Origin of the sequence: uncultured Roseobacter sp. (genome assembly GCF_947496515.1) — a bacterium.
Classification (GTDB): Bacteria; Pseudomonadota; Alphaproteobacteria; order Rhodobacterales; family Rhodobacteraceae; genus Roseobacter.
Genome location: NZ_CANMDB010000019.1, coordinates 26,636 through 34,374, shown reverse-complemented (window position 1 = coordinate 34,374; position 7,739 = coordinate 26,636). Strand labels below are relative to the sequence as shown.

9 protein-coding genes and 1 pseudogene are annotated in these 7,739 nt (G+C 59.5%); 4 read left to right on the top strand and 6 right to left on the bottom strand.

Annotated features, from left to right (window positions below):
• Positions 1–79 precede the first annotated feature (79 nt).
• The 3 genes and pseudogenes from Q1A53_RS21610 to Q1A53_RS21600 all read left to right on the top strand — a co-directional run.
• Positions 80–298: pseudogene (locus Q1A53_RS21610) on the top strand (DUF1403 family protein); the annotation flags it as partial.
• Positions 299–362: 64 nt separating this feature from the next.
• The gene (locus tag Q1A53_RS21605) at positions 363–956 is read left to right on the top strand and encodes an SMC-Scp complex subunit ScpB (protein ID WP_299970851.1); all 594 of its coding nucleotides are present in this window, start codon (positions 363–365) and stop codon (positions 954–956) included.
• A 97-nt stretch (positions 957–1,053) separates the two neighbouring features.
• Positions 1,054–2,343, top strand: coding sequence for an ATP-binding protein (locus Q1A53_RS21600; RefSeq protein WP_299970849.1), 1,290 nt, complete (start codon positions 1,054–1,056; stop codon positions 2,341–2,343).
• Positions 2,344–2,409: 66 nt separating this feature from the next.
• Here the strand turns inward: Q1A53_RS21600 and Q1A53_RS21595 are convergent, their stop codons facing one another.
• The 6 genes from Q1A53_RS21595 to Q1A53_RS21570 form a co-directional block, all read right to left on the bottom strand.
• Positions 2,410–3,006: a DUF6088 family protein gene (locus Q1A53_RS21595; protein ID WP_299970846.1), complete on the bottom strand. Its 597-nt coding sequence runs from the start codon at positions 3,004–3,006 to the stop codon at positions 2,410–2,412.
• A gap of 402 nt (positions 3,007–3,408) precedes the next feature.
• Positions 3,409–3,813 carry a TadE/TadG family type IV pilus assembly protein gene (locus tag Q1A53_RS21590; protein WP_299970843.1) on the bottom strand — a complete coding sequence of 135 codons (405 nt, stop codon included), beginning with the start codon at positions 3,811–3,813 and terminating at the stop codon, positions 3,409–3,411.
• The gene (locus tag Q1A53_RS21585; protein ID WP_299970841.1) at positions 3,810–4,274 is read right to left on the bottom strand and encodes a TadE family protein; all 465 of its coding nucleotides are present in this window, start codon (positions 4,272–4,274) and stop codon (positions 3,810–3,812) included. Before Q1A53_RS21585 ends, Q1A53_RS21590 begins: the two co-directional genes overlap by 4 nt.
• Entirely contained in the window at positions 4,271–5,428 is a 1,158-nt protein-coding gene (locus Q1A53_RS21580) for a cellulose synthase operon protein YhjQ/BcsQ (protein WP_299970838.1), read from the bottom strand. Before Q1A53_RS21580 ends, Q1A53_RS21585 begins: the two co-directional genes overlap by 4 nt.
• 147 nt (positions 5,429–5,575) lie before the next feature.
• Positions 5,576–6,460, bottom strand: a complete 885-nt coding sequence (gene cpaB / locus Q1A53_RS21575; protein WP_299970835.1) for a Flp pilus assembly protein CpaB — start codon at positions 6,458–6,460, stop codon at positions 5,576–5,578.
• A 52-nt stretch (positions 6,461–6,512) separates the two neighbouring features.
• Positions 6,513–7,013: a prepilin peptidase gene (locus Q1A53_RS21570; RefSeq protein WP_299970833.1), complete on the bottom strand. Its 501-nt coding sequence runs from the start codon at positions 7,011–7,013 to the stop codon at positions 6,513–6,515.
• A gap of 116 nt (positions 7,014–7,129) precedes the next feature.
• Here Q1A53_RS21570 and Q1A53_RS21565 point away from each other — a divergent pair, with 116 nt between their 5' ends.
• A complete protein-coding gene (locus tag Q1A53_RS21565) occupies positions 7,130–7,711 on the top strand; it encodes a hypothetical protein (RefSeq protein WP_299970830.1) in 582 nt (193 codons plus the stop codon).
• Positions 7,712–7,739 lie beyond the last annotated feature (28 nt).

Sequence of the window (7,739 nt, the reverse complement as noted above, 5' to 3'; positions counted from 1 at the left end):
AAATCCTAAATAAGGGTACAGAAATGGTCTGAATCGGCCTGAAACGGCTAGTTATTCTCAATTAGGGCACAACGACACCCGCCGTGCAGCCCGGTTGAAAGTGGTCGCACCAAAGCTCCGGGCAAACGGAGCCGACGGAGCTCTGGCGCTGTTCCTGAGCCAAGACGCGGTCGCGCCGGCGGCGCTCACCTCGCTTCGGTCCGCTCGCGCCGCCCGCAGGTTCTGCGATCGGCTGGTCGATCTTGGCGCGGTGCGCGAACTGACCGGGCGCGACACCTTCAGACTGTACGGGATCTGAGCATGGCCAACAAAAGTGGGTACCGGTTTTGCGGTTCGGCCATGCGACCACTGAGAGGCTTGTGATGGCAAAAGATCACGCCGACACCGATCTGGACCGCGAGTTGGAGGACTTGCCGCAAGACTTACGGTGGCGGGAGTGGATGCGCCGGATCGAAGCGGTGCTGTTTGCCAGTGCCTCGCCCATGCCGCGCGAGGATTTGGCGCGCGTTGTGGGGCAGGGGGTGTCGGTCGATTTGTTGATCGACGATTTGATGGCCGATCTCGAGGGGCGCTCCTTCGAAGTCGTGAATGTGGCAGGCGGCTGGATGTTGCGGACGCGGCCGACTTATGCGGCAGCGATCCAGACCGCAGCGGATGTCGGCGACCAGGACCTCGATCTGCGTGAATACGACGTCGCCGTGCTGGCCGCCATCGCCTATCACCAGCCGATCACGCGGGATGGACTCAAGGATATCTTCGGCAAGGAGATCAGCCGCGATCTGATCGGGCGGTTGCACACGCGCGGCCTGATCGGGACCGGACCGCGGTCCCCTCGCCGCGGTGCGCCCTGTACCTATGTGACAACCGAAAAGTTCCTCGTGGCGTTCGATCTTGAGTCGCTCCAGGACTTGCCCGACCGGGAGCAGTTGGAGGATGCGGGCCTGGGAGCGGCGTAGCGAGTGAGAGTAACGGTTGTTTGGTGAGGACGATAGTGGACAAATCGTGTAGGCTGTAATGGACATTTCGTGAGGCCTCTAGTAGTCAACTCGTGACATGACTGAGATCAGCGAATATTTGCCGCGTCACTTGACGTCGGAGTTGCGTGAGGCCCTTTCGTCCGCTCGTGTGGTCAATCTCGTTGGGCCAAGACAGGTCGGAAAAACGACGCTCGTTCGCGATCTGTTTGGAGATGGCCGTTTCTTGACGTTGGATGATGCGGCGGTATTGGCGGCTATGGACGCGGATCCGGAAGGTCAACTGATGAGCCTCGCACAGGATCAAAACACCTCACCGATCATCATCGACGAGGCACAAAGATCGCGCAAGCTCGCGCTCGCCATCAAGAAGATCGTCGACAGCAATCGTCGGAAAGGCCAGTTCGTGCTGACAGGATCCTCTAACGTGTTCACCACCGCTGAGGTCGCGGACTCGCTCGCTGGACGCATGCGGACACTCAAGCTCTGGCCGTTGTCTGTGGCCGAGATCAATCGCGCGCCTGTAAGTCGGTTGATCGATTGGGCGATGCAGGACGCGCCTTCACTGGCGCAGATTGCGGAGCCGGCACCGCTTGGCCGCAAAGACTATATCGACCTCGTTCTTGCAGGTGGCTTTCCGGAAACCCGTATGCTTCCTTTGCGATCGCGGCAGCGCCAATATCGCGACTATGTCGATGCGGTGGTCGATCGGGACGTGGCCGACATCATGCCAATCCGCAAGCCGGATGCGCTGCGCTTTCTGATTGACCAGATGGCCGCGCGTACAGCGCAGGAGATCAACGCGTCTGAACTTGCGAAACTCGCAAAGTTGAAGCGAGAGACGGTCGATCAATACCTCGACATCCTCATGCGACTATCGATGGTGACCAAGCTAAGCGCCTGGATGCCGGGCGAGGGCAAGCGTGACATCAAGCAGCCGAAATTCCACTTTGTCGACACAGGTATTGCCACGGCCCTTCGCCGGCTAAACGACAAATCCTTCGAGATAGGCAATAGTCCAGAAGCACTGGGTGGCCTATTGGAAAGCTTTGTCGTTGGCGAGTTGCAGCGGGTTTTGCCGATGCAAGACGACGACTATCGGCTTTATCACTGGCGCAGCGCGGATCGGCGAGAGATCGATTTATTGATCGATGGAGGGCACCGGCTGGTTGGTCTTGAAGTTAAGTCAGCGGCGACTGTTTCTGCCGATGATTTCAAGCACCTTAGATGGTTTGCGAAAGACGGGCCGGGAAGAGGGCGCAGGGTGAGTGGTATAGTGCTGTACCTAGGGCAAGAAAAGCTCACCTTCGGAGATGGAAACTTCGCCCTCCCGCTCAGCACGCTTTGGACGCCAATAAAGCTGGGTTAGTTGCTCCCGCCCATGGGGCCGTTTTGTTCGGGCTTTCACGCGTGTCGTGCGCGATGACCTTCATGCTCAAGCATATGCCACGATCTGCTGGACGACCGGATGCATCCAGGCCGGAACATGTCTGCTTTGCTTTGCAAGCTGTGCCCGATCCTTGGCATCCAGCGTGCGGGCGATTTTGCCGATCACCTGATCGCCGACGCAGTCCTTGCCGAAATAGCGAAGCGCCTGGAAAACAGTCCCTGTCATAGAACCAGCACCGACCAATGTCTTCGGAGAGGCATTGCGGAACTGGATCACCTGCCGTCCGATCTTCTTCGTTCGGGTGGGCCCGTCGGTCATGTAGATCGGATTGGACGGGACCTGGGTGGATAGACCCAACTGGTTTGCCGCCATGGCAGGGGAGGGCTGGAGAACCTGGTTATCCTTTCTGGCAACGGCGCGTGCGATGTCGTCAGCAGAAGGTGCCAAGGCACCGAAACGGGGGCTGAGCTTTGGGTAGTCGTAGAGCCCACGCGTCAGCCGCCGGATCGCACCTTGATTCGCCAGACGCGACAGAGCCTGATCCACGCTCGCGCGCGATCCGATATCGAAGAAGTCCGACGGCGCGAAGATGGCGCCTCGGTCCTTTCCAACGATGCGTTGCTTGATTTTCGACATGATCATGGCGCAACTCCATGTCAGAAAATTAGGTATGTTTTTCTGAACGTCAAGATGGAAAGGTTCCGGCAAGGAGGGCGGGGAGCCGACATTCGCCGCGGGTGCGAGAGAGACTACCGGCAGCGCTTAAAGCGGCCCTTTGGCTCAAAGGTACTCTGTACAGGCCTAGATGTCAGCGCGCGGTCCTGTTCTAAGCGTCTGGTCGGGAGCATCGCCCTCTGCAGCTTTGCGCGGCTATTGAGCCGCTGCATGATGTTTGAAGCAAATGCGTTGCACGTTCTTTCTGGTGACTGGGATAGCAAGGGACGTGCAACATTCGACACCCTTGGATCTTTCATGACACCGTCGTTTTTCTCGTCCCTGATCGAGTGTTGATTCATCGACTTGGTGCAAGTGAGGCCCGGTCAGCTATAACAGAGGGATCACGCTCTCGTTTTGCAGGACAATCTCAAAGTCGAAAAGTATCGGTAGCATCAAGTCGAAGTCATAGGTGGTCACGATACGACGATAGCTGAAACCGCCGCTGGACGTATCGACGAAAGTCAAAGTCAGCCGATCTGCGTCGAAGCTCTGAACCTGCGTGCTGACGTATTGTTTGAGGCCTGCCGCCGTTGCGTCATTGTCGATTGCGAGTTGACGTGAGGCGGCTTGGGTCGCGCCAGAAAGGGCGTTGTGATAGAACAAGACGCGCCCACCCTCGATCAAGCCTAGCAGCAGAAGCATGAACGGCAGTGCGACCAGCGCAAACTCTAGAGCCGATCCGCCCGTCCGGTCCCGCACCAGTCCCTTGATATCCTGCCTGAGCAAACTCACCGGATCCGCACTCTGTTTTCTGTCCCGATACTGATCGGGGGAAGCAAAGCCCCGTCGAACGTCGTATCTCCAGAAAGCCGGTAGAAAATAGCCGTTGGGGCAGAACCAACGCAGGTCGTGTTGCAAGCTACCGCCGTTTCCGCATCCGCGATACAGGCGCAATACCGATCGACCTGAAGCGTGAGAGTACCGCGTTGCGCTGATGCCTTCTTGTCCCCATCGACGAATGCAATCGCGTTGCGCACCGCTGATGCGCCGGGGTCAGACATCGCGATCGCAGCACCAGCTTGAAGCGTACTTTCAAGAGCAATGCGCTGGTTGACGGCCTGCCCGACATCGATTGCACCGAGCAACCCCAGAACGATCAAAGGAGCAATCAGCGAAAACTCGACGGCGGATGCACCGGTGCGGTCACCGGAAACCCCGTACGCTTCTTGCAGAAAAGGGACCGAGCGGATCACGACAAGGCCCGGCGCAGTCGGGGCAGCAACCCTCTGCGACGTCCGCTTTGCTTCACTTCCTGGCCGCTTAGAACAGATGCAAGAGGCGCCATACTCTTCGCCGCGCCGCTCCCCGAGGCGGCTTGAGCGACCAGCCGGCCCTCATTCTCTGCCGCGCTGAAGGTCGCGGCGTCGAACGGGATCTCGGCGCGCAGATCGAGGCCGACCGTCTTGGTGAACTGCTCGGGCGGGATCTGCTGGCACCGCGGCACGCCGATCTGCGAGAGGGCAAGCAGCGGAGGCGGATCATTCGGCCGGGCCCGGCGCATATTTTGTGCGATCTTGCCGCCGTTGCGCAAAGAAACGAGATCCGGTGCGGCGACCAGCACGACCTGATCCGCAAGTTCGAGAAACCCTTGAATGGTGCGCGACCATCGAGACGGCAGATCAAGAACCACATGTGATGTCATCGTGCGCGCCACATCGACCAGGCGGCGGATGTTGGTCATCTCGTAGTCTGAAATGTCTGTCAGATCTGCGGGGGAACAGAGGACCGAGAAACCGCTGTCACCGCGTTGGATCATGCGGTCGAGCACTGTCTTGTCGAGGCGCTCGCCTTCCTCCAGCGCAGTGGCGACCGTCATTGTCGGGTCAAGATCAAGCCGAAAACCGCAGGTCCCGGCGGCCATGTCGAAATCAATGAGGAGCACCGAGGTGCTGCACCTGTGTGCCATCAGCCAGGCCGTGTTCTGTGCCAAAGTGGATGTTCCAGCACCACCGCGAGCACCGACGAATGCAGTGACCGGCGCGCGGCGCTCGGTGTCTTCCTCGAAAAGATCGGCAATGGAATTGATCAGCTCGAGGGGTTGGATCGGGGTCACGAGATACTCGCTGATACCGTTCCGCTTCAGATCTCGGTAGAGCATGACATCGTTGCAGGCACCGAGCAGGATCACGATTGTGTCCGGCGGGCAGATCTCCGCGAGGCGATCGAGCTTAGCAAAAAGAGTGCTGGCGTCTTCCTCGACCTCAATGATCAGCAGTTTGGGCGTTGCCTGCTCGGCGAAGGTGGCAATCGCGGCATCAATACCGCCTCTTTCGCTGGTCAGGGTCGTGCGCGTCATCCGCCGGTCTGCGCCGGCACGGTCCACAACCGATCGCGTGTCATCGGTCAATGTGAAAGCGCCAATCGTTATTTGCGGGATAAAGGCGGCAGCGCCTGCATCCGCCTTCGATGTGGAGGCATCCTTTTCGATTTTCTCAAGCATGCTCATCGTGAAGATACCTTTCGGGTGGTCGATGCGTGCGCACCGGCTCGGAGGTTAGTTGGTCAGGCTGACGGTCCGGGTCTGACCACCGTCGATCACCCGCACGGTTACCGGCTCCCGCGTTGCGTCGTCTTCATTCAGCGCCAATGGAGCCACATCGCGGCTTTCCCGGGTGGCCCCTTCGATCATCGCATCTGCGCCGACTTCCGTATCGCCAAAGTCGGAGACGGCGCGCAGGGACAGCGAAAGTGCGCCAGAGGATTGGGCGGCGGTCAGGATCTCGGCCTGTTCCGGCGATAACTCGACGGTTGCCGTCTCACCAAAGGCGGTGACATCCGATCCCGTTTCCACAGTATCTCCCGTCTCGGTGTTTCGAGCGGCGCTGCGGGCGGAGACTTGGCCAATGGCCAACACGCGGACGTTGGTCAGGATGGTCCTGCTGATCCCGGTCGCCTGACCATCACCATCGATGTCGCGCACCACCGTGTGCAGGATATCAACCCGGTCGTCCGGGAGCACGAAGCCACCGGCGGTCGTATCCTCGGTGATCCGGATACCAACGGCGCGCATGCCCGGCGTGAGCACCAGCGACATCAGACCGGCACCACCATCCACGAGGCTTTCCATCCGCAGCGCGTCACCTTGGAGCAGATCGGCCCGGGCCACGCGACCAATGGCGGTGCGGGCGGCATCCGGTTGCTCCGTTCGGATGATCGCCATCTCCGGCAACGCTTCCAGCGGCAGAGCCTGCCAGCGCAAATCCTCTTCGGTCACGACCGATCCACGGGGCAGTGGCTGACCGAGCACGAGGATCTCGGCCGTCGGGACCTGCACCTCGATCTCGACCGTTTCCGGCTGCTGACCGATGTATCTCGCAGACATCCACGCTGCGAGACCGCCTGCACCGAGTGCGACGAAAAGGAGAAAGATTCTCAACATCCCGCCATTTTCGCTCAGCGGATATAATAAAGGCTTAAATTTTCATTTTGATTCAAAACCATAGGGTTATGAAGCTCACCGCCGCCGCGGCACAGATCGACACCCCATAGGGCACGCAAAGCGTCTCTTCTAAGAGCCGCCGCTGCGCCGAACCAATAGTCACGAGCCCGCGGCGTGCAGCTAGTCGCAGCACCAGGACGATCAGGGCGAGAACCCCGCCGAATAGCAGAGCGAGGTAGACGAACCAAAGGGCGGGACCGGGCGGGAACCAGAGCACCAGTGCGCAGATCAGCTTTACATCACCGCCGCCGATCCACCCGCGGGCGAAGAGCTGGCTTCCCACGAAGAACAAGCACAGCGCGAGTGCGAAAGAGGCCGCCATGGTCTTGGGCGTCATCTGCCCGCCGATGAGGAGCAGCGGCGCGCCGAGGATCAACAGCAGAATGAAACGGTTGGGAATACGGCGATGCCGCATATCGCTCCAGGCAATGGCAACGCACAGGCCAAAGAAGAGAGCGGAGGCGACTATCAAAGCCAGATCGGAAGTGAGCATCCAAGCAGCCTCTCGACAGATATGCGCGCGACCTTTCCAGCCGTCACCGGATCGAAGCAGGCTACCCGACGCGTCCTAACATGAGACTAATTCGCCACAGCTGGCGCACGTAAGGATTGAAATATCTGTACAAAGAACAGCTCTCGTGCGAAATTTTGATGATAATTCGTCGAAAAAAGGCGAAGAAACAAAGAGCAGGCACCAAAGTGCGACACAAGCGCGGCGCAAGACCCATGCGGGCATCAGCGCTCACGATGATCGTATCGATACTCGTGAGTTGTAGTTCATTCGATGCAGGAAGCAGCAAAAAGGGCCTGCCCGCCGAGGTGCCGCCGGTACCGAGCGGTCAAGAGATGGAGGCCGCGCGCACGGCGTTTGAGACCGGCAACTTCGGCTTTGCCGCGCGATACTTCGACATGGCCATGACCGAAGAGCCGGGCAATATCGATGCATGCCTGGGCCTCGCGGCCTCCTATGACTGGCTCTACCGGTTCGATCTGTCGGATCCTGTCTACAAGGCCTGCGGCGAGTTGTCGGACGACAGCTTCCTCTACCATAACAACGTCGGATTTTCGTATCTGTTGCGGGGTGAGCTTGGCCGTGCGTCTGCGAGCTTTGCACAGGCGCGTGCGCTGGAACCGAACCACCCGGTTATCGAGACCAACCTGAAGGTTCTTCGGGATGTGTCGGATGGATAGGGCGCGCGAGGCCGGCAAGGTTCTGGCC